The 23,126-nt window shown below is 35.7% G+C and carries 25 protein-coding genes; 16 read left to right on the top strand and 9 right to left on the bottom strand.

The features are described from left to right. Window positions 1–59 precede the first annotated feature (59 nt). From IEW94_RS13760 to IEW94_RS13740, 5 genes are all read left to right on the top strand, one after another. Complete coding sequence (locus IEW94_RS13760; RefSeq protein ID WP_188654058.1) at window positions 60–470, top strand: BrxA/BrxB family bacilliredoxin; 411 nt, start codon at window positions 60–62, stop codon at window positions 468–470. Window positions 471–577: 107 nt separating this feature from the next. Continuing rightward, window positions 578–967 carry a hypothetical protein gene (locus IEW94_RS13755; protein ID WP_188654056.1) on the top strand — a complete coding sequence of 130 codons (390 nt, stop codon included), beginning with the start codon at window positions 578–580 and terminating at the stop codon, window positions 965–967. Between the two features lie 26 nt (window positions 968–993). Then, complete coding sequence (locus IEW94_RS13750) at window positions 994–1,731, top strand: lysophospholipid acyltransferase family protein (RefSeq protein WP_188654054.1); 738 nt, start codon at window positions 994–996, stop codon at window positions 1,729–1,731. A 9-nt stretch (window positions 1,732–1,740) separates the two neighbouring features. Beyond that, window positions 1,741–2,733: an acyl-ACP desaturase gene (locus IEW94_RS13745; protein ID WP_188654052.1), complete on the top strand. Its 993-nt coding sequence runs from the start codon at window positions 1,741–1,743 to the stop codon at window positions 2,731–2,733. 65 nt (window positions 2,734–2,798) lie between these two features. Then, window positions 2,799–3,452 carry an HD domain-containing protein gene (locus tag IEW94_RS13740; RefSeq protein ID WP_188654050.1) on the top strand — a complete coding sequence of 218 codons (654 nt, stop codon included), beginning with the start codon at window positions 2,799–2,801 and terminating at the stop codon, window positions 3,450–3,452. Here IEW94_RS13740 and IEW94_RS13735 read toward each other — a convergent pair. Further along, window positions 3,449–4,339 (bottom strand): AraC family transcriptional regulator, encoded by an 891-nt coding sequence (locus tag IEW94_RS13735; RefSeq protein ID WP_188654049.1) that lies wholly within the window; start codon window positions 4,337–4,339, stop codon window positions 3,449–3,451. The two genes, IEW94_RS13740 and IEW94_RS13735, sit on opposite strands and share 4 nt — an antisense overlap. Before the next feature lie 198 nt (window positions 4,340–4,537). Between IEW94_RS13735 and IEW94_RS13730 the strand changes: the two genes are divergently transcribed. From IEW94_RS13730 to IEW94_RS13720, 3 genes are all read left to right on the top strand, one after another. Then, a complete protein-coding gene (locus IEW94_RS13730; RefSeq protein ID WP_188654047.1) occupies window positions 4,538–5,128 on the top strand; it encodes a hypothetical protein in 591 nt (196 codons plus the stop codon). 282 nt (window positions 5,129–5,410) lie between these two features. Further along, window positions 5,411–5,986: a T9SS type A sorting domain-containing protein gene (locus IEW94_RS13725; RefSeq protein WP_188654045.1), complete on the top strand. Its 576-nt coding sequence runs from the start codon at window positions 5,411–5,413 to the stop codon at window positions 5,984–5,986. Window positions 5,987–6,099: 113 nt separating this feature from the next. After that, window positions 6,100–6,393, top strand: coding sequence for a hypothetical protein (locus IEW94_RS13720; RefSeq protein WP_188654043.1), 294 nt, complete (start codon window positions 6,100–6,102; stop codon window positions 6,391–6,393). A 231-nt stretch (window positions 6,394–6,624) separates the two neighbouring features. On the opposite strand, the gene IEW94_RS13715 is transcribed toward IEW94_RS13720, so the two are convergent. Beyond that, the gene (locus IEW94_RS13715; RefSeq protein ID WP_188654041.1) at window positions 6,625–7,701 is read right to left on the bottom strand and encodes a PA0069 family radical SAM protein; all 1,077 of its coding nucleotides are present in this window, start codon (window positions 7,699–7,701) and stop codon (window positions 6,625–6,627) included. A gap of 212 nt (window positions 7,702–7,913) precedes the next feature. Between IEW94_RS13715 and IEW94_RS13710 the strand changes: the two genes are divergently transcribed. Continuing rightward, the gene (locus IEW94_RS13710) at window positions 7,914–8,429 is read left to right on the top strand and encodes a hypothetical protein (RefSeq protein ID WP_188654039.1); all 516 of its coding nucleotides are present in this window, start codon (window positions 7,914–7,916) and stop codon (window positions 8,427–8,429) included. A gap of 54 nt (window positions 8,430–8,483) precedes the next feature. Here the strand turns inward: IEW94_RS13710 and IEW94_RS13705 are convergent, their stop codons facing one another. The 7 genes from IEW94_RS13705 to IEW94_RS13675 all read right to left on the bottom strand — a co-directional run bounded on the left by IEW94_RS13705 (window position 8,484) and on the right by IEW94_RS13675 (window position 15,074). Continuing rightward, the gene (locus IEW94_RS13705) at window positions 8,484–9,269 is read right to left on the bottom strand and encodes an enoyl-CoA hydratase/isomerase family protein (RefSeq protein ID WP_188654037.1); all 786 of its coding nucleotides are present in this window, start codon (window positions 9,267–9,269) and stop codon (window positions 8,484–8,486) included. 23 nt (window positions 9,270–9,292) lie between these two features. After that, window positions 9,293–10,747 carry a sensor histidine kinase gene (locus tag IEW94_RS13700; RefSeq protein WP_188654035.1) on the bottom strand — a complete coding sequence of 485 codons (1,455 nt, stop codon included), beginning with the start codon at window positions 10,745–10,747 and terminating at the stop codon, window positions 9,293–9,295. Between the two features lie 208 nt (window positions 10,748–10,955). Beyond that, entirely contained in the window at window positions 10,956–11,504 is a 549-nt protein-coding gene (locus IEW94_RS13695) for a CopD family protein (protein WP_188654033.1), read from the bottom strand. Between the two features lie 17 nt (window positions 11,505–11,521). Further along, window positions 11,522–12,874 carry an MATE family efflux transporter gene (locus IEW94_RS13690; RefSeq protein WP_188654031.1) on the bottom strand — a complete coding sequence of 451 codons (1,353 nt, stop codon included), beginning with the start codon at window positions 12,872–12,874 and terminating at the stop codon, window positions 11,522–11,524. Window positions 12,875–12,886: 12 nt separating this feature from the next. Next, complete coding sequence (gene hemH, locus IEW94_RS13685; RefSeq protein ID WP_188654029.1) at window positions 12,887–13,900, bottom strand: ferrochelatase; 1,014 nt, start codon at window positions 13,898–13,900, stop codon at window positions 12,887–12,889. 79 nt (window positions 13,901–13,979) lie between these two features. After that, complete coding sequence (locus IEW94_RS13680) at window positions 13,980–14,141, bottom strand: hypothetical protein (protein ID WP_188654027.1); 162 nt, start codon at window positions 14,139–14,141, stop codon at window positions 13,980–13,982. A gap of 12 nt (window positions 14,142–14,153) precedes the next feature. Next, entirely contained in the window at window positions 14,154–15,074 is a 921-nt protein-coding gene (locus IEW94_RS13675; protein ID WP_188654025.1) for a helix-turn-helix transcriptional regulator, read from the bottom strand. 170 nt (window positions 15,075–15,244) lie between these two features. On the opposite strand from IEW94_RS13675, the gene hemA reads away from it, so the two are divergent. From hemA to hemB, 7 genes are all read left to right on the top strand, one after another. Further along, window positions 15,245–16,504, top strand: coding sequence for a glutamyl-tRNA reductase (hemA, locus tag IEW94_RS13670; protein ID WP_188654023.1), 1,260 nt, complete (start codon window positions 15,245–15,247; stop codon window positions 16,502–16,504). After that, window positions 16,497–18,074 (top strand): hydroxymethylbilane synthase, encoded by a 1,578-nt coding sequence (gene hemC / locus IEW94_RS13665; protein WP_188654021.1) that lies wholly within the window; start codon window positions 16,497–16,499, stop codon window positions 18,072–18,074. Before hemA ends, hemC begins: the two co-directional genes overlap by 8 nt. An 82-nt stretch (window positions 18,075–18,156) precedes the next feature. Further along, on the top strand, window positions 18,157–19,179 hold the full coding sequence (hemE, locus tag IEW94_RS13660) for a uroporphyrinogen decarboxylase (RefSeq protein ID WP_188654019.1): 1,023 nt from the start codon (window positions 18,157–18,159) through the stop codon (window positions 19,177–19,179). Window positions 19,180–19,300: 121 nt separating this feature from the next. Continuing rightward, entirely contained in the window at window positions 19,301–19,837 is a 537-nt protein-coding gene (locus IEW94_RS13655; RefSeq protein ID WP_188654017.1) for a GNAT family N-acetyltransferase, read from the top strand. Between the two features lie 14 nt (window positions 19,838–19,851). Next, entirely contained in the window at window positions 19,852–21,141 is a 1,290-nt protein-coding gene (nhaA, locus tag IEW94_RS13650) for a Na+/H+ antiporter NhaA (protein WP_188654015.1), read from the top strand. Between the two features lie 10 nt (window positions 21,142–21,151). Further along, on the top strand, window positions 21,152–22,054 hold the full coding sequence (gene hemF / locus IEW94_RS13645; protein WP_188654013.1) for an oxygen-dependent coproporphyrinogen oxidase: 903 nt from the start codon (window positions 21,152–21,154) through the stop codon (window positions 22,052–22,054). A 63-nt stretch (window positions 22,055–22,117) separates the two neighbouring features. Beyond that, window positions 22,118–23,107 (top strand): porphobilinogen synthase, encoded by a 990-nt coding sequence (hemB, locus tag IEW94_RS13640; RefSeq protein ID WP_188654011.1) that lies wholly within the window; start codon window positions 22,118–22,120, stop codon window positions 23,105–23,107. Window positions 23,108–23,126: the final 19 nt, after the last annotated feature.

Below are 23,126 nucleotides of genomic sequence, written 5' to 3'. Positions count from 1 at the left end.
TTGTTACACAATTGGTATCTTTGTAACCTTAAATAGTTATTTATATAAAATTTAAAAATATGTACCCAGCAGAATTAGTAAAACCAATGCGTGAAGATTTGACCAAAGTTGGTTTTGAAGAATTACATACCGCCGAAGCTGTAGATGCGGCATTAGCAAAAGAGGGCACTACCCTTATAGTGGTTAATTCGGTTTGTGGTTGTGCTGCAGCCAATGCGCGCCCAGGAGCTAGAATGAGTTTGCAAAATGCTAAACGCCCAGATAACATTGTAACGGTATTTGCAGGTGTTGACAGAGAAGCTGTTGATCAAGCAAGAAAGCACATGGTTCCATTTCCTCCAAGTTCGCCAAGTATGGCTTTGTTTAAAGATGGCGAATTGGTTCACATGCTAGAGCGTCACCATATTGAAGGAAGGCCAGCAGAAATGATTGCTGAAAACTTAATGGACGCCTACAATGAGCATTGTTAAAAAATAACATAATTTCACAATAAAAAAGCCATGAAAAATCATGGCTTTTTTATTTTAGTTACGCAACCTATAAAGCTTTCAAGCATCTACTAGATAAAGTTTAGACAATGAAAAAAACACTTATTTTACTATTTACTTTATGTTTATCCTTAGTAGCCTTTCAATGTGAGGACAACATAGACTCAACTTTTGAAGAAGATCAACAAGAATTAACAGGTCTTAAGCAAAGTATAGAAGATTTAGCATCTACTTCTGTTTGTAACGAAAACACCGAATGCAAGTTCATAGCTTTTGGCAGCAAACCTTGTGGTGGGCCTTGGAGTTATTTAATATATTCTACATCAATAGATGAAGCCAATCTAAAAACGTTAGTGGCCAATTATAATAAAAAAGAGGCCGCTTACAACCAGAAATGGGGTATTGTTTCAGATTGTGCAATGGTAAATCCACCAGTGAGTACAACCTGTGAAAATAACACCTGTGTAGCCATTTATTAAAACTAAGTTTTACTTATTTTTGGGGCATGGAAAAAATAATTTCATACCCGTTAACGGTTATTTACAACATTCTTTTTTTAACCACATTACTCATATTCCACCCCATACAATGGGTTTGTTTTAATGTGTTTGGTTACCAAGCACATAAAAAAAGTGTGGATGCCTTACAGTTTTGCCTCATGTGCTGTGCCACTATTTTAGGAACCCGTTTTACATTTAAAAACCCTTATAAAATTGACACTGACCAACCTTTAATTATTGTTGCGAATCATCAAAGTTTACATGATATCTATCCTATTACATGGTTCATGCGTAAGCACCATCCAAAATTTATCAGTAAAATAGAATTAGGAAAAGGTATCCCAAGTGTCTCTTATAATTTACGTCATGGTGGAGCCGCATTAATTGATAGAAAAAACCCAAGACAATCATTGCCGGCACTCATGAAGTTTGGAGAGTATATAGAAGAAACAAAACGTGCTGCCGTTATTTTTCCAGAAGGAACCCGAAGTAAAAATGGTGTTCCAAAGCCATTTCAAACCAAAGGACTGGAAATATTATTTAAAAAAATCCCATCGGCAACTATAGTTCCTATCTCCATAAATAACTCTTGGAAAATGTTTCGTTATGGAAAATTTCCCATGGGTTTAGGCGCTCATTTAACATTTACCGTGCACAAGCCCATAAAATTGGCTACCTTTGCAGATAAGGAAAACCTTATTAGTAATATAGAAACTACTATAAAAAACAATATACACCCTTAAAATATATTTATGTCGTTGAAAAATGTTCGTTTGGAAGTCATGCAGTTTTTGGAAAAAGACGTTGAATCGCTTATAGAAAAATACCTCATCCCTATTGATAAAATATGGCAACCATCAGATTTTTTACCAAATTCTGAAGGTAATAAGTTCTTTGAGGAAGTTGAAGAAATAAGAGCCTTGTCAAAAGAATTACCCTATGACTTTTGGGTGGTTTTAGTTGGCGATATGATTACCGAAGAAGCCTTGCCAACCTATGAATCATGGCTTATGGATGTTGAGGGTGTTGATCAAGTGAGTGGCCAAAACGGTTGGGCCAAATGGGTTCGCCATTGGACCGCTGAAGAAAACAGACATGGCGATGTGCTTAATAAATATTTGTATTTATCTGGCCGCGTAAATATGAAAGAAATAGAAAAAACCACGCAGCACCTGATTGCTGATGGTTTTGATATTGGCACCGATAGAGACCCATATAAAAACTTTGTATATACCAGTTTTCAGGAACTTGCTACTTATATTTCACATAACAGGGTTGCCAAACTTGCCACAAAAAGCGGTAATAAGCAACTGGGGAAAATGTGCAAAATTATTTCGGGCGATGAAATGCGTCACCACCATGCGTATTCAGAGTTTGTTGAACGTATTTTCAAGGTTGATCCCAGTCAGATGATGATGGCGTTTCATTATATGATGAAACAAAAAATCACCATGCCGGCCCATTTTTTAAGGGAATCTGAAGACAAAATTGGTACTGCTTTTGAAGAATTCTCCAATACCGCACAACGGATTGGCGTTTATACCTCAAGGGATTATGTTGACATTCTTCAAAAACTTATTGCACGTTGGCAAATTGATAAAATTACCGGTCTCTCTGATGAAGCCGAAAAAGCACGTGATTACCTCATGAAACTTCCTGAACGTATGTTACGATTGGCCGACAGAATGAAAATCCCCGAAAACTCATTTCAATTTAAGTGGGTTGAGCCTGCAACGTTAAAATAGATTTCAATCATTATAAATAATCTATCAATTCCTTTTGTTTCAAGAGGAATTTTTATTTTTATGGCATGACCCAACAAGAACAGATTACCAAAACCATTGCTTTTGTTAAAGAGCAATTATCAGATGCCGAAGGTGGCCATGACTGGTTTCATATAGAACGCGTTTACAACAATGCAAAGCTAATTTCAAAAAGTGAACCCGTTGATGCCTTTGTGGTCGCTCTGGGAGCTTTATTACATGATATTGCCGATAGCAAATTTCATAATGGTGATGAAACGGTTGGCCCAAAAATAGCCCGAACGTTCTTGTTGGAATTGAATGTAGATTCAACCGTTATTGAACATGTAATTAATATCATTGAAAACATTTCTTTTAAAGGTGGTCATGAAGCTCAAAAATTTCACTCTCCCGAATTAGATGTGGTCCAAGATGCCGATAGATTGGACGCTATTGGTGCTATAGGTATTGCGCGCTGTTTTAATTATGGTGGTTTTAAAAACAGGCCGCTTTACAATCCAGATATTAAACCCAATCTGAACATGAGCAAGGAAGAATATAAGGCTTCAACGGCACCGACCATCAACCATTTCTATGAAAAATTGCTCTTGCTAAAAGACAGAATGAACACCAAAACAGGATATAAGATTGCCTTAGAAAGACACCGCTATATGGAAGCCTTTCTAGAGCAATTTTATAAAGAATGGAGTGGACAATCTTAAATGGCAACAGGTTGTTGCTCTATGAATTTTTTAATCTCTTTTCGGTAGTTGGATGCGCTTTTACCAGTCACTTCGTTAAACTGCTTATTAAAATGTGAAAAGTTATTAAATCCACATTCATAACAAATATCAGCAATACTCAATTGGCTTTCATTCAACAACTTGGTAGCATGAACCACTCTGTATTCGTTGACCAGTTCCGTAAAGGTTTTTCCGGTTGCTTTTTTAAAGAATCTACAAAAGGCCGGTACGGTCATGCTCACCTTATCAGCTATTTCTTCTAAACTTATATGGCGTTGAAAATTGGTGTTGACGAATTTAAAGATAATATCAATTTTTGAACTGTCTTGGGGCTTGGTCTCAAAAGCAAATCCATCAACATTCAATAAACTATAATCTTCACTTTGGGCCAAGTCATTGAGAACTTCCAACAATCTTAAAATGCGTTCAAAGCCTTCCAGTTCTGGTAAAGTCTCTATTTTAGGACCCACAATTTTTTTGGCTTCTGGGCGGAATAAAATTCCCTTTTTGGCGCGTTCAAATAAGGACGCTATGCCACTCATCTCAGGCGCATTAAAAAATCCATCTCCTAAAAAATCTGGTTTAAATTGCACTACCGTTTCTGTGCCATTGGCGGTAAGTCTATCGGTAAATCCATTGTGTGGCAAATTGGACCCTAATAATATAAGCTGGCTGTTGTTAAAGTATGATAAATGGTTTCCTATGTGTCTTTTCCCCTTCCCTTTATTGACATACACCAGTTCTAATTCTGGATGAAAATGCCAAAAGGCAAAATTGTTTTCCCGCTTTTCGGTATGTTGCTTCACTATTAAAGACGAACCAAAGCCGGGGCTGACTTTTTCAAATGTAGGTTTCTTGTTAGGCATCTTATTTTTATTACAAATTTACAACATAATTTTTTTAAATAGTATATTCTTTTAACATAAATATATGTTAAATTAACTTAACGATTTATTAACTTAAATTTTACAGTTAATATAACACATATATTGACCAAAATGGTTGTTTTTTAACGATTAGCTTCAATATACATTTGTACTGTTGAACGTTAAAAAAACCAAATCATGAAAACAGTAATTAAAAAAAGTATTTTAGCAGCCGTTCTGTTAAGTACATTATTAAGCAACGCCAAAGAAGGTTCTTCTTTTATTCCTAAAAAAGAAAAAGATATTGCCAGAACGATGGTTATAATAAATGATGTTAGAAAAGGTCAGGAATTAACAATTAAAGATGATAGCGGACTTGTCCTTTATAAAGAATTAATAAAAGTAACCGGCAATTATAACAAAGCATTTGATTTGACCGAACTACCTGACGGGGATTATTTCTTTGAAGTGGATAAGGATTTAGAAATTAAGTCCATTCCGTTTAGTGTGGCCTCCAATAAAGTGGTCTTTAACAAAGCAATGGAGACAATCATTTACAAACCGTATGTATGGTTAAAAGAAAATTATATCTACGTAAATAAACTGGCTTTACAGGAAGAACCTCTAAAGGTGAAGATTTATTATAGTGATGAGCTGATTTATTCTGAAACCATCAAAAACACTAAAAATATCGGTAAAGCCTATAAACTGTTAAAAGATGTTCCCGGACATTATAAAGTAGAATTAAATTCTGATGGTAGAACGTATTATGAATACTTTAACCTTTAAATCTTTAATGTTTAAATCATTTTTAGAAAGTGAGCTTAACAGCTCACTTTTTTATTTAAGCTCTTTTCATGTTAAACCCAATTAATCAATACTAAGGCTATTATTGTAAAAAAGCATCTTTAAAAAACTATACTCTTTTAACTAATATATGTCCTAAATTAACTTAACATTAAATTAACATTGAATATGGTGTTAAAATAACATATATATTAGCCAAAATTGATGTTTTTAAGAGCCACAATCTGCCATACATTTGTACCATAATATTAAAGAAACCAAATCATGAAAAATAAAAAAACTTACATAATAGCTTTAGCAATGCTAACCACAATAGTTAGTAATGCAAGTGGAAATTTAACATCAGACCCAGTTAACAACATTAATAAAACCACAATAACATTAAACAATGTTAAACAAGGCAATCAATTATTGATAAAAGACAGCCACGGTGTTATTATCTATAAAGAAACAATCAAAACCAATGGAACCTATTCAAAAGGATTTGATTTAACAGCACTCCCAGATGGTCATTACTTTTTTGAACTGGAGAAAGATATTGAAATCAAATCCATTCCGTTTAAGGTAGATGCTAAAAACGTGATTCTAAACAATGAAGAATCTACAATATTTAAGCCTTTTGTTACTTTAAAAAACGATTGCATCTATTTAACCAAACTGGCTTTAAACAATGAGCCTTTGAATGTAAAGATCTATAATGAAAGTGAAGAATTATTGTATTCTGAAGAAATCAAGAATACAAAAACCATTGAGAAAGCCTATAAGCTTTCTTCAAAAGGAAATTATAAAATTGTACTCTCCTCTAATGGAAGAGCATATTACGAATACATCAAATTATAAAATTGGATGTCTTACACTTAGTTTAGTTTAGTTTGTTTAAAAAGGTGAGCTCTATATTCTATCTCACCTTTTTTAAATTTTTTTAATCTAATAAAATATAAAACCTTGTAATTATGGACACAATATTAGCCCTATTTCAAAATAACACACTTACCAAAAAACATTTAAAATCTGGATTTTTAAATAGCATTAACACCTATAAATTCAAAAGAACCATGCTGCATATTTTATGGGCAGCATTAAACTTTCCTGTATTGTATTTTTGCACCAACGTTATGATAAACATGAATTTAACTTTTGTTTGGATAGGTACCGTAATCCTATATATGCCTTGTTATTGGCTTTTGTCAAGCATTCTTTTTGATTACATTATAGGTGATGACATTGATAATAATTCAATTATTTAACAGTTCTGTTAACTCACAAAATATATGGTATTTTTTAACATAATATTTTGTTAATATTCAATGAAGGTTAAAATAGCATATAAAGTAATCAATATTGATGTTTTAAATTATAGGCATTAGCAGTAATTTAGCCCCGAGTTTTAGAGTTTATAAAAGTACAGCATCGCAATATAAATGGTGTATTATTTAGTTTAGTTTGTTAGAAAAGTGAGTACGTTGTACTCACTTTTTTTATGAAAAAAGTTTTAATTGATTGGTTTTGGTTTGTTCGTGCAAATCCAAATTGAAGGCTGGCATCTCTTTTCCCTTGAAATACTTCTGTTTGGCTATCTTTACCAACCCGTTTATTTGCTCTGCAATTTTACCTTCTCCGCGCATTCTGGTTCCGTAGCGGCTGTCATTTAAGCTGCCGCCATGACAATTTTCTATTTGATGCAATACTTTTTCTGCCCGATCTGGCATCGCTTTTTTAATCCATTCTGAAAAAATCTCACCAATCGCGCCATTCAGCCTCACAATGGTATGCGCCATGGAGAGCGCTCCATGTTCTGATACTGTTTTGGCCAACGGCAAAATCTCATGACTGTTAATGGATGGGATAATGGGTGCCAACATCACGTTTACCGGAATGCCGTGTTCGCTCAATGTCCTGACGGTTTCCAAGCGTCTCTTAATGGTAGCGGTTCTTGGTTCTAAAACCCGGCGGGTTTCTTCTGATAGTGAGGTTATGGATACATTGACTTTAATTAAGTTGTCTTTTGCCAAAGCCTTTAAAATATCCAAATCTCTCAAAATCAAACTGTTTTTGGTAATGATGGCTACCGGATGTTTATACTTAAGAAATACGTCCAAACATTGTCTGGTTAATTGAAATTGCTTTTCGGCAGGTTGGTAACAATCCGTATTGCCAGACATGACAATAGGATACGCTTTCCAACTTTTCTTTTTTAAAAAGTTCTCTAAAAGTTGTGGGGCTTCTTCTTTTACTAAAATACGGCGTTCAAAATCAAGTCCTGCGCTATACCCCCAATATTCATGACTGTTTCGGGCATAGCAATACACACAGCCGTGTTCACAACCCTGATAGATGTTCATGGAATAGAGCATGCCCACATCTGGGCTCTCAACTTTATTGACTATGGTTTTTGGGAAAACCTTTAAATACTGCGTTTTATTGGATGTTGGTTCATCACCTTCTTTTCTACAGTATTCTAAAAAGTCATCACGCAGTTCATGGGTATGTTCAAAGAATTTATTGGGCACATTATGTTGCGCACCACGTCCTTTTATGATGGGTTTTGGATTCATTTTATAGCAAAATTAAGATTGAAACGCCTATTGAAGCTCCTTAAAATTACACAGAATTTTTGTTGAAAGATGTTAAAATATAAAAGGGTTATTAACACCAAAAGAGGGCTTCTTGCTATTGTAAGAAAAAAAGAATACCTTCGTTTAGCGGCCTACACAAGCAGTTAAAGCATTCCAAATCAAAACATTGGCAATAATTTAAAAAGTAATTTATGAATAAATTAATTTTACTATTGACCTTGTTGATATCCATTAGTATATCTGCACAAGAAAACAAAACCCAAAATCTGTTTGTGAGGGTTTTTGACATGGCTGGAAAGAAAATTGGGAAAGGGCATATTTACTCAATTAATGATTCTCTTATTATTTTAAGTAAAAGCAAAAAATTAAAAGAGCTGCATCTAAAAGATATAGGTAAAATAAAAACCAAACACTCGGGTGGTAACAACATACTTATTGGTGCTACTACTGGTGTTTTAGTCGGAGCGATTCTAGGTTCTGTAAATCCACCTACCGATTCCTCAGGTGGAACATTTACATGGGCTGGTGGTTCTTCAGGAGATGAATTAGCCAGTGGCGTTACAGTTGGGGTTCTTTCTGGAACCATTATAGGAAGTGTTTCTGCCCTGTTCAAAAACTCTAAAACTTTTATTATTGAAGGCAATAAAGAGAAATGGCATGTTTTTGCAGAATCTGTTAATTCTCTTTATAAACGCAAAAAACAATAACCTCTATTGCCAAAATATGTAACAGCAACAAACTGTTAAACAAACCTACCTATTTTATTTCCCGGGAAAATCAGCTTTTCGTTTTTCTAAAAATGCCGTAGTGCCTTCAACAAAATCTTTAGTTCCAAAACAGGTTCCAAATTCATGTATTTCAACCTCAAAGCCGTTAATGCCATCTTCAAAATTTGCATTAATCGCCCTAATGGCCGCACTAATGGCCACTGAGGAATTGCGTGATATTTTACTAGCTATTTTTTCACAAAGTGATGACAACTCATCTTGACTGGTTACATGGTTCACCAATCCGTAAGCCAGTGCCTGATTAGCATCAATCATCCCGGCTGTCATGATCATTTCCATGGCGCGGCCTTTACCAACCAAACTTGGCAATCGTTGGGTGCCACCATAACCAGGAATGACCCCAAGTGAGACTTCGGGCAGTCCCATTTTGGCGTTATCACTGGCCACTCTAAAATGGCAGGCCATAGCCAGTTCCAATCCGCCGCCAAGGGCAAAACCGTTTATAGCGGCAATAACAGGTGTTGACAGGTTTTCAATAAAATCAAACAAAAGCTCTTGTCCCTTAGCCGCTAGTTTTTTGCCTTCTTTAACCGAAAAATTGGCAAATTCACTAATATCGGCTCCCGCAACAAAGGCTTTCTCGCCACTTCCTGTAATAATGATGACTTTTATTGAAGGGTCTGCATCGGCCTTTTCAAACGCATCATGCAATTCTTGAATGGTTTCTCTATTTAAAGCGTTTAATTTGTTTGGTCTATTTATCGTGATAACTGCTAAGTCATTATCTTGTTCAAGAATGATATTATCGTATCGTTTCATAAAAACTAGGTTTCAATTTAAAATTAATTTTCTTTAGGTATGGTAACCGTAAATGTGGTGCCATTATTGGGCTGAGAGGTAAACGATATGGTTCCGTTATGCATCTCAACAATGTTTTTTACCATGGCCAAACCAAGACCCATACCGCTGGTTTTTGTGGTGAATTTTGGTTCAAAAACCTTGTGCTTATTTTCTTCAAGAACGCCCGCTCCATTATCTGATACACTAATGACAACGTTGTTGTTTTGCGATTGCACCTTGACAATGATTTTGGGATCTTTAGTATCAGGAATGGCCTGAATACTGTTCTTCACCAAATTGGTGACCACCCTAATCAATTGGGTTCTATCAAATTTAGCTATAATTTCATCGGCATCCGAACTGAAAACAATATAATTCTCATTAAAAATATCCAATGCCAGTTTTACGGTTTTAACCACATTTAAGGTTTCGCTTTGTTGTGCGGGCATTTTGGCAAAACTAGAAAAGGCCGAAGCTATGGAACTCATGGTATCAATCTGTTGGATCAAGGTTTTACTGTATTCATCTACTTTTTTATGGATGTCTTTATCCTCTGGATCAAATTTTCTTTGAAAATTTTGTACCGTCAATCGCATGGGCGTCAACGGGTTTTTAATTTCATGCGCCACTTGTTTGGCCATTTCGCGCCAGGCTTGTTCACGTTCTGATCTTGCCAATTTCACGGCACTTTCTTCAAGCTCATCAATCATACTATTATAAGAGTTGACCAAAATGGAAATTTCTTCGCTGGCATCTTCAATCTCAATTTTTTGGTTGCGTTTTTCCAAGCGTGTGGCAATAATTTTATCACTTATGGCCTTCAGGGATTTGGTAATGTATTTAGACAAAACAAAAGCAATAATCACTGCCATTAGCAATATAAACGAATAGGCATATGACAAACGAATCAAAAATTTGTTTAATTCATTTGTGAGAAAGTGATCATTTTCCAAAAACGGCAGGTTTAGAATGGCAATGGGCTTAAACTTTTGGTCTAATATATAAGAATAAGATGATTGGAATGTTTCCCCACTTTCCTTGCTTTTTTCAATATATTGGTGATTTGCTCTACTGGACAAGGCATTTAAAACCTTTGCACTCAAACATATTTGCAACGTATCCAAGGTTAATGTTGCACGCGATGTCTTTAAAAGAGACCCTTCCAGATCATAAATGTTTAACTGAAGGGAATGAACATCGGCTATTTTATAAATTTCATCTTTAAAAATCAAAGGGATTTTCTCAGTAGTAACCGGGTATGATGTCTCCCTCAGCACAAAATTAATGTGTCTTTGAATAGCAATTTCCTTACGCTCCAACCGCTGCTTATGGTAATCTTCCGTTTCGCCTTTGTATTGATAAATAGCTACGCCTGCTATGAGAATGGAGGCCAAAAACACCAATACGATCATTCCCAAAAAAATACGGGTCCGTAACGACAACTTTTTTAATTTCATCTGTTCAAATTATTTGTTTTTAAAAAGATCAGATGGAACCCACAAATGAACATTTCCGGCTGGTATCAGAGTAATTGTTTTGGTTCGTTTCATGCTTTTAAACGCTTTTAAAATGACCTGTTAAAGACGAAAAATAGCAATATCCCTTTAAATGATAATGAAACTATTTTACGTGTTTTAAAGATAGCAATAATCAAACCAATCCGTATCAAGCATCCGGATTTTTAGTTCTAATCCGTTTATAAAGTTTAAAGCCCAGCATAATAAGAACGCCTAATAAAACAAGTCCAATAATGCCATAAACCCAGTTGATGGCGTTTTTTAAAATTACCAAAAACACCACGGCAAACAAAATAAAGGTGGCGCCTTCGTTCCAAATGCGCATAAAATTGGACGTTATTTTAACCTCATCCTTTTGCAGCATCTTATAATATTGATGGGTTTTTAAATGATAAATAATAAGGAGCACAACAAACAACAGTTTAACGTGCATCCAAGGTTGTTGCAACCAAAACGGCTGTAATATGAGCAACCAAATGGCAAACAATGAAGCTAAAATGGCCGATGGCCAGGTGATAATGTACCATAAGCGTTTGGCCATTAACTTGAGTTGTTTTCCTAAAATTTCCTTGTCAGGAGACGGCTTATAAAACGATTCAATCTGATAGACAAACAAGCGCGGGATATAAAACAACCCGGCAAACCAAGTAATTACAAAAATAAGATGAAATGATTTTATATAATTGTAGTACTCCATTGCTATTTATAAACTATTTAAATTAATTGTTCAATTAATCCCTTTCTCACTTCCCTGTTTAAAAAATAAGCCGTTACTAAGGTTGAAAGTAAATCAGAAATTGGGAATGACATCCAAACGCCTAATTCTCCATAAAACTTAGGTAAAATCAATATCAAAGGAATAAAAAACAGACCTTGCCTTAAAAGGGTTAGTAAAAGTGCTGGAATGGCTTTGCCAATAGCTTGAAAATAGGCAGCACCTATTAGCTGAATGGCAATTATGGGCGTTGCCGCAAACACCCAGCGCATATCATTTGGTGTTTGGTTTAAAACGGACACATCACTAGTAAACATTCTGGTGATGGCTTCTGGAAAAATCATTAAAACAATAAATACCAAGGTGGCCAAACCCATAGCATATTTTATGGATGTGTTAATGGTTTCCCTGACCCTAGCATAATTTTGGGCACCATAATTAAATCCCGCAATGGGTAAAAATCCTTGGGTTAAACCCAATACCGGAAACATGGCAAACATGAGCATTCTACCAACAATGGCGTAGGAGGTCACAGAGGTCTCACCGCCTAAATCAAACAGAATATTGTTCATAAACAAATAGGTAATACTCACCACCGCCTGTCTGGATAAGGTTACAAATCCCAAAGAAGCAATTTCAGATACAATGGAACGGTTTAGGCCAAAATGGAAAACATCAATTTTTAATTCTGAATTTTTTGATAGAAAAAACCACAAAATAAAGGCAAAGCAAATAATATAAGAAATAGACGTAGCCCAAGCTGCGCCTTCCATTCCAAAATCCAACAGATTAATAAAAATATAATCCATAAGTAGATTGCTGACCGATGGAATCATCATGGCATACATGGCAAACTTAGGCTTGCCTTCTGCTCTAATCACGGTGTTTCCCATCATACATAATGCTAAAAACGGGACCCCATACAGCACAATCTTATAGTATATTTTTGCGGGCTCAAAAATGGCTCCTTTACCACCAAAGGACAAAATAATGCTATCAGTAAACAGCAAACCTAGAACGACCAAAGATACAGTCAATAATAGCGTTAATGTTATTTGATTTCCAAAAGTTGTAAGTGCTTTTTCGTTGTTTTTGGCGCCAAGTGCCCTTGAGATAATTGAGGATCCTCCAATGCCAATTGACATCCCTAAAGCCGCAATAAAAAAAGAAACTGGTAGTACCACATTAATGGCGGCAATGGCTGTTGAGCCAATCCAATTGCCAACAAAGATAGTATCCACTAAAATATTAAGTGACATGACCAATATCCCTATAGAGGCTGGAACGGCTTGTTTAATGAGTAATTTATTGATTGGTTGGGACCCCAAATCTTGGGAAGATACTTTTGCCATTTAAATTATTTTTTACACCCAGTTAGTTATCCATTCTGATATCAAGCTTGCCCACGCATCATCATCATTCAAACAAGGAACCGTGGTAAATTCATTACCTCCCATTTCATGAAAAATTTCTTGACCTTCCATAGCTATTTCCTCTAAAGTCTCCAAACAATCACTTACAAATGCAGGGGTCACAATAGCCATGTTTTTAATGCCTTGTTTACCCAATCGTTCAATCGTTCTGTCTGTATAGGGTTGCAACCACGGGTCAAATCCTAAGCGCGATTGAAACGAGGTTGAAAACTTACCATCTGTAAGTTCTAGTTTTTCAGCTACCAAACGCGTGACTTCATAACACTGATGCCTGTAACAAAATTCATGTGCTTTTGAAGGCGTTACACAGCAACTACCATCTATTTTACAATGCGATTTGGTAATGTCGCTTTTTCTAATGTGGCGCTCTGGAACGCCATGATACGAAAACAATAAGTGATCAAATGTTTTTCCTTCTAAATGCTTTTTTATGGAATTTGAAAGCACTTCTATATAATCAGGATTATTATAAAAAGCTGGTAATGATTCCATTTTCAAATTCGGGAATTTCTCTTTTTGAATATCTTCAGCTAATACAACTATTGTTTCGGTTGTTGCCATGGCAAATTGCGGATACAATGGAATTAACAAGACTTCCTCTACGCCTTTGTCAACCAATTCTTGAAGTCCTTTTTCTATGGACATGCTTCCGTAACGCATGGCTAAACCAACGGGAACATCAACTTGTTTTTGAACTTTTGCTTGAAGTCTTTCAGAAATTACAATCAGCGGAGACCCTTCATCCCACCATATTTTTTTGTAAGCAGCGGCTGAAGCTTTAGGGCGCGTGTTCAGTATAATGCCTTTTACCAATAATGTTCTGGCCCAAAGCGGAACGTCTATAACACGTTCATCCATTAAAAATTCACCTAAATATTTCTTGACATCTTTAGGTTCTGGACTGTCTGGAGAACCAAGATTTACTAACAGGATTCCTTTTTTCATTGCACAAAAATACAATACAAAATTATAAAAGCGGTTTAATTTACTTTAATTACAATAAAACAACTATTTATGGCAATTTTTAAATGTTGGTTTGTTCTGTGTTCTTTTGAGCTTGTATACTTAAATGGGGTTCATTGCCTTCATAATCTTGAAAAATACCACAGGAAATAGTGGGTCTCACTAATGATTTTACATTTGTTCGCTCAGAGAATGCTTCAATTTCTGCAGATAAATATTTCATTTGTTACATGATTTAATTTAACGACATTAAATATTTTTTTGGAGTCGTTCCATATTTCTTTTTAAAAGCCGCAATAAAATGGCTTGATGTACTATATCCCACTTTAAGTCCCACTTCATTAACGTTATTGTCTCCCGATTCTAACAGTTTTCTGGCAACCTCCATTTTATAATCGAATAAAAAACTAAAAACAGAATCGCCATAAATTTGCTTAAACCCATCTTTTAGCTTTTTTAAGCTCAATCCTATTTCATCTGCCAACTCTTGTAAACTGGGCGGTTCGGCCATTTTTGAAATGATTATGTCTTTGGCTTTTCGTATTTTAATGACATTGGTTTCATCAACCAAAAACGGACATTGCTCAACATTGGCGTCTTCATTTCTGTTAAAATACAAACTCAAAATTTCATAGGCTTTGCCCTTAAAGTATAAATGCTTTATGGATTGGTTTAGGTTGTAATTTATTAACTGGTTTAAAACAATGGCCATAGAAGGCGAGATTTCACCATCCTTATAATATTTTTTTTCTTTGTTCTCGGCATTCAAAAACGAAATATAATCGGCTTCTAAGGAAAACAACGCATGAAACTTTTTAATGGAAATTAAAACAGAAACAATCCAGGAGTTTGGGTTAACATCTATGTTGATGGGCAAGCTTCGTTGGGGATTATACAAGAGTAGCGAATTTTCTTCTAAAATATTTAAAATGTAAGTGCCTTCATTAAAAATAAATTTACACAACCCCTTCAAACAAAAATGAAACTGTATATAATCACTTTGTACATCGCGTTGCAAATTTTGAACCTTATTGTCATCATTTTTATAGGTCAGTACAAAAAAACCATCATCAACAATTGTTTCCTCAAAATACCTTTTAGCGACATTTTTTTTGTCGTCTTCAGGATGTGGATCATTAATTCTATTTAGATTCATTCTAAACTAATATTTTAAAAACCTTAAATTTTAAGCCAAAAATATGATAAATATCATATAATATTAAAAATTTTGTTTAAAAACCCAGAATCGATACTAAAAGTTCTTTTGGCGTTGTTTTTTTTCGATTTAGCTCTATACATTTGTTAAAGAAATTTTGAAATCTACTCATGCAGCAATATAATATATCAAAAAGTAACTCCTTTTATGTTATTGGTTTAAGCTACAAAAAAGCGGATGCAGTTATAAGGGGACGGTTTAGTTTAGATGAAAATTCCAAAATAGCGCTACTCAATCAGGCCAAAGAGGCAGGCATTGAGAGCTTGGTCGTTACATCTACTTGTAACAGAACTGAAATTTATGGATTTTCACAACATCCCTTTCAGCTTATAAAATTACTGTGTGACAATACAAAAGGTACTGTTGAAGAGTTTCAAAAAGTGGCCTATGTTTATAAAAACCAAGAAGCCATTACCCATATGTTTAGGGTTGGTTCTGGTCTGGACAGTCAGATACTTGGTGATTTTGAAATTATTAGCCAAATAAAAAAGAGTGCCATTGTATCAAAAAAAATGGATTTATTAAATCCGTTTATAGAGCGCCTTGTTAACGCTGTTATTCAAGCCAGTAAACGTATAAAGACCGAAACCGAAATCTCCTCAGGAGCCACTTCGGTGTCATTTGCTTCTGTACAATATATTTTAAATTCTGTTGAAGATGTTTCTAATAAAAACATCTTACTTTTTGGTACTGGTAAGATTGGAAGAAATACTTGCGAAAACTTGGTGAAACACACCAAAAATGAACGCATAACACTCATTAACAGAACTAAAAACACCGCTGAAAATATTGCCGGAAAATTTAATTTAGTTGTAAAGGATTATACCAATTTACAAGAAGAAATCAGCAATTCGGATATATTAATTGTAGCAACAGGAGCCCAAAGGCCTACTGTGGACAAGCATCTTATACAATCTGGTAGATCATTACTGATTTTAGATTTATCCATACCAAAAAACGTGCATGAAAATGTGCAGGATTTACCCAATGTGATGTTGGTGCATTTAGATGATTTATCTAAAATCACCGATGAGACCCACGAAAAAAGAAAAGAGCACATTCCGTATGCAGAAGCCATAATTGAAGACGTTAAAAAAGAGTTCAATGATTGGCTAGAGACCAGAAAATTTGCTCCAACCATAAAAGCCTTAAAAAACAAATTGCTTGACTTTAAAAATGCCGAACTGGAAACACTGCGCAAAAAGAACGCTGATTTTAATGAAGAACAAGCCGAGCTCATTACCAATAACCTTATTCAAAAAATAACTAATCACTTTGCACATCACCTCAAGGACGACAATATTTCTACAGATGAAAGCCTTGAGCTCATAAAAAAAGTGTTCCAATTAGAAACCTTAATAAATGTCTAAAATCATACGAATTGGTACCCGCGATAGTGAATTAGCGCTATGGCAAGCTAAGACCGTACAACAACAACTTGAAAATTTAGGCTACAAAACAGAATTAATCCCGGTAAAATCTACAGGGGACTTAGTGCTTGACAAGCCTTTATATGAATTGGGAATCACCGGCATTTTTACCCGAACGCTGGATATTGCCATGTTAAACTATGATATTGACATTGCTGTTCATTCCCTTAAAGATGTTCCCACTATTTTGCCAAAAGGAATCATACAGGCTGCCGTTATAAAACGCGGAAACATTAATGATACATTGGTTTTTAAAAACAACGAAGAGTTTTTATCCCAAAAGGAGGCCATTATTGCCACAGGCAGTTTGCGTCGGAGAGCACAATGGCTCAATAGATATCCAACGCACACCATTGTTGATTTGCGAGGCAACATGCATTCAAGAATGCAAAAATTAAAAGATAACGACCACTGGAATGCAGCCATTTTTGCTGCAGCTGGATTAGGCCGCATTGGCATCCGCCCAGAAGAAGCCATTAATTTAGATTGGATGGTTCCAGCACCGGCACAAGGTGCTGTTATGATTACTGCTTTGCAGGAAAATGATTATGCCGTAAATGCCTGTGCAGAACTAAACCATGAAGAAACCGAAATTTGCACCAGCATTGAGCGTGAATTTTTAAACCGATTAGAGGGTGGTTGTACGGCTCCTATAGGAGCCATTGCCAAAATAAAAAATGACGAAGTAACCTTTAAAGGTGTGCTATTGAGCAAAGATGGGTCTAAAAAAATCGAAGTCAACCGCATTGAAAAATTAGGTTCACATCACAATATAGCCCAATATTGTGCACAATACATCATTGACAGAGGAGGTAAGCGCCTGATGGATGAGCTGAAACGATCTGACAAAGAAACTATGGTCTATTCAACCAAAGCGTTAACCGAAGACCAAAGACATTTGCTAGGTACCAAAATAACGGTCGACAGTTCAGATTTTATAAAAATAAGCATAAATAGACTGCCTAAGACGATTTTAAAACCAGCTATTAAAAACGTCATCATCACCAGTAAAAATGCGGTGGAGTCATTAACTACAAATTTTTCGCCAGAAGAATTGCAGTTTAAAAATATTTATTGTGTTGGCCGAAGAACCAAAAAATTAATAGAGCAAAAAATTGGGCCTGTTACACATTCAGAAAATAACGCAAAAAAATTGGCCAACTACTTAGTTGAGTATATGGAAGGTGTTGAAGTTACCTATTTCTGCAGTGATTTGCGCTTGGATGATTTGCCAAACATTTTAGAAAAAAACAACATCACGGTTCATGAAGTTGAAGCTTACAAAACTGTTTATTCTTCTGTGAAAGTAGACGACCAAACACAGGGCGTTATGTTTTATAGTCCTTCAACGGTTCAAAGCTATATTCAACAAAACAAAGCTAATAAAATAGCCTTTTGTATTGGAGAAACCACTGCTGAAGAAGCCAGAAAACATTTTGAAGATGTTAGGATTTCTAAGGTTCCAACTGTTGAAAGCGTGATAGAACTGGTCAATGAACATTATGTATAGTTTTGTTGTCATGCTGAACAAGTTTCAGCATCTCAGCCATATGAATTTAATATAGAATCCTGCCTTAGTAGGAATAAAAGATATGATAAAAAACGATTTATTTTTAAGAGCTTTAAAAGGAGAAACTGTTGAACGTCCACCTGTTTGGATGATGCGTCAAGCTGGCCGTTATTTACCAGAATTTATAGCGCTACGCGAAAAGTATGATTTCTTTACGCGTTGTCAAACACCTGAATTAGCCAGTGAAATTACAGTACAGCCTATTAGACGGTTTGGAATGGACGCCGCTATTTTATTCAGTGATATTTTGGTCATTCCACAAGCCATGAATATTGAGGTGCAAATGAAACCTAACTTTGGTCCATACCTTCCAAATCCGGTTCGTGACCAAAAAGGGGTTGATGCTGTTGTTGTTCCTAATGTACATGAAGAACTAGGTTATGTCATGCAGGCCATTAAAGCCACTAAAGAATTGTTGAACGATGAAGTGCCTTTAATTGGTTTTGCCGGTTCACCATGGACTATTTTGTGCTACGTTGTTCAAGGTCAGGGAAGCAAAACCTATGATAAAGCCAAAGAATTTTGTTTTACAAATCCAGTAGCAGCACACCAATTATTGCAAAAAATAACCGACACAACCATAGCTTACTTAAAAGCCAAAGTAGAAGCCGGGGTTAATGCTGTACAAATATTCGATTCTTGGGGTGGCATGCTTTCTCCTGTTGATTACCAAGAGTTTTCTTGGCAATATATCAACCAAATCATTGAAGCGTTAAAAGATGACGCTCCTGTTATTGCCTTCGGAAAAGGGTGTTGGTTTGCTTTGGGAGAAATGGCAAAATCCAATGCCTCTGCACTTGGTATTGACTGGACCTGCTCACCTAAAAATGCCCGCTATTTAACAGGCGGAAACATGACACTTCAAGGAAATTTTGACCCTGCAAGATTGTTATCGCCACCTTCAGAAATCAAAAAGATGGTGCATCAAATGATCAATGAGTTTGGAAAAGACAAATACATTGTTAATCTTGGGCACGGCATTTTGCCAAACATTCCGTTGGAAAACGCAAAAGCCTTTATTGATGCCGTGAAAGAATACAAGTAATCTGTGGCTCAATAATGCAATAGGTTTGTTATAATATTTTTCTTATTTTCAGTTTTTCAAATTTCAGATTTGAAACAAAATTGCTTTCAATAGCTCACAATCAAAATGAGATTACATACTAATGAACTATAGCTCAGACACATTTTATGTTGAACCCTTAAATTTTGATGATGCCCTTAATCTTAATAAATTATTGGTGTCAAACACTGAACATTTTAAGCGCTATCTTCCAAAAACCCTTTCTGAAAACAGAACCTTGGAAAGTACCAAATCATATATTTTTAAGCGTGATGGATATATGAAATCCAAATTGGAATATACGTTTACAATTAAGGATAAACACTCGAAAAACATAGCTGGTTTGATTATTTTAAAAGCCATTGATTGGGATAAAAAAAAAGCGGAGCTCGCCTATTGCATAGGCAAACCATTTGAAGGTAAAGGCTGGATGAGCGAGGCCATTCAGGCAACGTCAAGATTTGCTTTTCAGGAACTAAAACTGGAGAAGCTTCAAATCATTTCACATAAAAGCAATATGGCAAGCATAAAAGTAGCTGTAAAAAACAATTTTGTTTGGCAAAAAACATTAAAAGAAGAATTTACACCAATCGGGGAAGCTCCTTTGGACATGGAATTATACGAGCTGTTTGCCCAATAAAACAATAAACAATTATGGTACCCGACAATATTCTTTCACCATTTCAAAAATTCGTTAAAATTGAAAGTTCCAGTGGTATTCTATTATTGATTGCCACTATTTTAGCACTTGTTTGGGCCAATTCTCCGCTTTCAGAAAGTTATCATTCCCTTTGGGAATATAAAATTGGATTTACTAGTGAAAGCTTTGAACTGAACAAGCCTTTAATTCTATGGATCAATGATGGGCTAATGGCCATTTTCTTTTTCCTGATAGGGCTTGAAATTAAACGGGAATTCCTAATTGGCGAACTCAATTCCGTAAAAAAAATAGCGTTCCCGCTTCTGGGCGCTTTAGGCGGAATGATTGTTCCCGTATTGTTTTTTATTCTCATTAATCAAAACCCCGATACACTTAAAGGTTGGGGCATTCCCATGGCTACAGACATAGCCTTTTCGTTGGCCATTTTAAAAGTTCTAGGGAATAAAGTGCCATTAAGCCTAAAAATATTTTTAACGGCCTTTGCCATTGTTGACGATTTGGGAGCTGTTTTGGTCATTGCTTTATTTTATAGCGGAACCATAAAAATGGGGTTGTTGGGCATTGCGTTACTTCTTTTGGCTTTTTTATACTTTTTGTCCTATAAAGGATATTATTCCAAATTTTTGATGATTGTTCTTGGGCTTGTTATTTGGACCTTGTTTTTAAAATCAGGAATCCATCCAACGCTTGCGGGTGTTTTATTAGCTTTTTCGGTACCAATCAGGCAAGAAATAAAAACACCAGAGTTCATAGATAATTTAATAACTATTGCAAATAATATTAAAGCGGCAAAAAGAACCGATGCACCAATTCTTTCAAAAGAGCAAATTCAAGAAATTGATGATTTAGAAGACTGGACCAATAAATTCCAATCGCCACTTCAGCATTTAGAACACAATCTGCACGATTGGGTCGCTTATTTAATCATTCCAGTGTTTGCTTTGGCCAATGCGGGGGTCGTTCTCAATAGTGGCGCAGAATTAGAAACCGCTTTGGTGCTTAACATTATTATCTGTTTGGTTTTAGGTAAAAGTATAGGTATTACATCTATCATCTTATTTGCCAAAAAAATAAAACTTATTGAAGTACCGTCTGATATTACCAATAAGCAAATTATTGGGGTATCATTTTTGGCTGGTATTGGTTTTACCATGGCCATTTTTATTGCTAGTTTGGCATTTGCCAATAGCCCAACTTATATTGATTCCGCCAAAATAGGCATCCTTGTTGGTTCTTTAATCTCAGCCATTATTGGCTTCGCCCTATTGCGATTAAAAAAATAATGAAATATGTATGAAAGATACATTTTATAAATACATACACGATTTACAAAATAGCATAACCTCAACTTTAGAAACCATTGATGGGAAGGCTCGTTTTAAAGAAGACCTTTGGGAACGGCCAGAAGGCGGTGGCGGAAGAACCCGAGTTATAGAAAACGGTGCCGTTTTTGAAAAAGGCGGCGTGAACATTTCAGGCGTGCACGGGAAACTCCCTAAATCCATGCAAACCTATTTTAAAGTGGGCGATGTTGATTTTTTTGCCTGCGGATTAAGTTTGGTCTTGCACCCTAAAAATCCCATGGTACCAACAGTTCATGCCAATTGGCGCTATTTTGAAATGTATGATAAGGAGGGTAATATTATTGACCAATGGTTTGGCGGTGGACAAGATTTAACGCCTTACTACTTGTTTGAAGAAGACGCTACTCATTTTCATCAAACCTGTAAAACAGCCTGCGACAAGCATAACCCTGGATTTTATTCTGATTTTAAGAAAAAATGCGATGATTATTTTTGGAATGCCCACAGAAATGAGGCCCGTGGCATTGGCGGTTTGTTTTTTGACTACTGCAAAGCAACTGATAGCATGACCATGCAGGATTGGTACAATTTTGTAACCGAAGTTGGCAACAGCTTTCTAGAAGCCTATGTGCCTATAGTAGAGCGAAGAAAAGATTTGCCTTATACAGAAGCCCAACGAACATGGCAGGAAATTCGTCGTGGTCGTTATGTCGAATTTAATTTAGTGCACGATAAAGGAACCTTGTTCGGACTTAAAACCAATGGCCGTATTGAAAGTATTTTAATGAGCTTACCACCGCATGTGCAATGGGTTTATGACCATCATCCAGAAAAAGGAAGTAAAGAAGAACAATTAATCGACATACTAAAACAACCTAAAAATTGGGTTTAAATATGATTTAAGTAAGGTTTTATAAACTTTTAACTTTGTACTTTTACCTTTTAACTTAACAATATGTATCCATTAAGAAGAAATAGACGTTTAAGAACCAATGAAGCCATTCGGTCTTTGGTTAAGGAAACCATCATTACACCAAATGATTTTTTAGTGCCCTTGTTTGTTGTTGAAGGTAAAGGCGTAAAGGAAGAAATTGCTTCTATGCCTAATTACTTCCGATATAGTTTGGATTTACTTGAAAATGAAGTTAAAGAGCTCTGGAAATTGGGGTTAAAATCAGTATTGCTGTTTGTAAAAGTTCCTGATAATTTAAAAGATAATCAAGGCAAGGAGGCTTTAAATTCAAACGGATTGATGCAACGCGCTATTAAAACCGTTAAAAATGTCTGTCCAGACATGTTGGTCATGACCGATGTTGCCTTAGATCCTTATTCATGCTACGGTCATGATGGCATTGTACAAAACGGGATGGTTTTAAATGATGAAACTTCTGAATTTCTTGCGAATATGAGTGTGTCTCACGCCCAAGCAGGCGCCGATTTTGTGGCACCAAGTGATATGATGGACGGCCGTATTTTGTCTATTCGTGAAGCATTGGAACAAGAAGGCTTTATCAACACCGGTATTATGAGTTATTCGGCTAAATATGCCTCTGCTTTTTATGGGCCATTCCGTGATGCGTTGGATTCTGCACCAGTTGATATGGTTGATATTCCAAAAGACAAAAAAACCTACCAAATGGATTATGCCAATCGCATTGAGGCCATTAAGGAAACTGAAATGGATATTGAAGAAGGTGCCGACATTGTCATGGTAAAACCCGGTTTATGTTACTTAGATATTGTTAGAGAAATTCGGGATGCTGTAGATGTTCCTGTTGCTGTCTACCAAGTTTCTGGCGAATATGCCATGATAAAAGCTGCTGCTGAAAAAGGTTGGCTAAACCATGATGCCGTGATGATGGAGCAAGTAACCGCCATCAAGCGAGCTGGAGCAGATATCATTGCATCGTATTTTGCCAAAGATGTTGTGAAACTTATTTCATAGCTTTAGAAAATATTTTATA

It is taken from the genome of Yeosuana aromativorans, from assembly GCF_014646655.1.
Taxonomy (GTDB): Bacteria; Bacteroidota; Bacteroidia; order Flavobacteriales; family Flavobacteriaceae; genus Yeosuana; species Yeosuana aromativorans.
This window is presented reverse-complemented; position numbering and strand designations above follow the sequence as displayed.

Coding starts and splice junctions, on each gene's coding strand:
- hemC (WP_188654021.1), top strand. CDS start 16,497: ATGTCTAAAATCATACGAATTGGTACCCGCGATAGTGAATTAGCGCTA.
- IEW94_RS13745 (WP_188654052.1), top strand. CDS start 1,741: ATGTCGTTGAAAAATGTTCGTTTGGAAGTCATGCAGTTTTTGGAAAAA.
- IEW94_RS13715 (WP_188654041.1), bottom strand. CDS start 7,701: ATGAATCCAAAACCCATCATAAAAGGACGTGGTGCGCAACATAATGTG.
- IEW94_RS13700 (WP_188654035.1), bottom strand. CDS start 10,747: ATGAAATTAAAAAAGTTGTCGTTACGGACCCGTATTTTTTTGGGAATG.
- IEW94_RS13695 (WP_188654033.1), bottom strand. CDS start 11,504: ATGGAGTACTACAATTATATAAAATCATTTCATCTTATTTTTGTAATT.
- IEW94_RS13760 (WP_188654058.1), top strand. CDS start 60: ATGTACCCAGCAGAATTAGTAAAACCAATGCGTGAAGATTTGACCAAA.
- IEW94_RS13655 (WP_188654017.1), top strand. CDS start 19,301: ATGAACTATAGCTCAGACACATTTTATGTTGAACCCTTAAATTTTGAT.
- IEW94_RS13755 (WP_188654056.1), top strand. CDS start 578: ATGAAAAAAACACTTATTTTACTATTTACTTTATGTTTATCCTTAGTA.
- hemA (WP_188654023.1), top strand. CDS start 15,245: ATGCAGCAATATAATATATCAAAAAGTAACTCCTTTTATGTTATTGGT.
- hemB (WP_188654011.1), top strand. CDS start 22,118: ATGTATCCATTAAGAAGAAATAGACGTTTAAGAACCAATGAAGCCATT.
- IEW94_RS13725 (WP_188654045.1), top strand. CDS start 5,411: ATGAAAAATAAAAAAACTTACATAATAGCTTTAGCAATGCTAACCACA.
- hemE (WP_188654019.1), top strand. CDS start 18,157: ATGATAAAAAACGATTTATTTTTAAGAGCTTTAAAAGGAGAAACTGTT.
- IEW94_RS13740 (WP_188654050.1), top strand. CDS start 2,799: ATGACCCAACAAGAACAGATTACCAAAACCATTGCTTTTGTTAAAGAG.
- hemH (WP_188654029.1), bottom strand. CDS start 13,900: ATGAAAAAAGGAATCCTGTTAGTAAATCTTGGTTCTCCAGACAGTCCA.
- IEW94_RS13750 (WP_188654054.1), top strand. CDS start 994: ATGGAAAAAATAATTTCATACCCGTTAACGGTTATTTACAACATTCTT.
- IEW94_RS13705 (WP_188654037.1), bottom strand. CDS start 9,269: ATGAAACGATACGATAATATCATTCTTGAACAAGATAATGACTTAGCA.
- IEW94_RS13690 (WP_188654031.1), bottom strand. CDS start 12,874: ATGGCAAAAGTATCTTCCCAAGATTTGGGGTCCCAACCAATCAATAAA.
- IEW94_RS13680 (WP_188654027.1), bottom strand. CDS start 14,141: ATGAAATATTTATCTGCAGAAATTGAAGCATTCTCTGAGCGAACAAAT.
- IEW94_RS13675 (WP_188654025.1), bottom strand. CDS start 15,074: ATGAATCTAAATAGAATTAATGATCCACATCCTGAAGACGACAAAAAA.
- hemF (WP_188654013.1), top strand. CDS start 21,152: ATGAAAGATACATTTTATAAATACATACACGATTTACAAAATAGCATA.
- nhaA (WP_188654015.1), top strand. CDS start 19,852: ATGGTACCCGACAATATTCTTTCACCATTTCAAAAATTCGTTAAAATT.
- IEW94_RS13710 (WP_188654039.1), top strand. CDS start 7,914: ATGAATAAATTAATTTTACTATTGACCTTGTTGATATCCATTAGTATA.
- IEW94_RS13735 (WP_188654049.1), bottom strand. CDS start 4,339: ATGCCTAACAAGAAACCTACATTTGAAAAAGTCAGCCCCGGCTTTGGT.
- IEW94_RS13720 (WP_188654043.1), top strand. CDS start 6,100: ATGGACACAATATTAGCCCTATTTCAAAATAACACACTTACCAAAAAA.
- IEW94_RS13730 (WP_188654047.1), top strand. CDS start 4,538: ATGAAAACAGTAATTAAAAAAAGTATTTTAGCAGCCGTTCTGTTAAGT.